Origin of the sequence: Shigella sp. FC1661 (assembly GCF_001712525.1) — a bacterium.
Lineage (GTDB): Bacteria > Pseudomonadota > Gammaproteobacteria > Enterobacterales > Enterobacteriaceae > Escherichia > Escherichia coli.
Map to the genome: position 1 here is coordinate 1 of NZ_MDGW01000566.1, position 203 is coordinate 203.

At 53.2% G+C, this 203-nt stretch carries 1 pseudogene; it reads left to right on the forward strand.

Annotated elements, in window-relative coordinates:
- Positions 1 to 203 (forward strand): annotated as a pseudogene (locus BFF42_RS28025) (plasmid mobilization relaxase MbeA); the annotation flags it as partial.

The following is a 203-nucleotide window of genomic DNA, read 5'->3' on the forward strand; positions in this document are numbered from 1 at the left end:
ACGAACCTGGAAGAAATCAGGGTACAGGAAGAGACATTGCGGAAACTGAACGCGAAGACATGGGGCGTGCGTTATCACGAGGGGAGCAACGGACGTTTTCTGGTTTGCCCGAGGGGATGAAAGCCGAAACGAACTGGACGATGGAAAACGGGAAACAGAATGCCGTAAGGCTGCTACAGGAGTAACAGAGCATGACGGAGCTG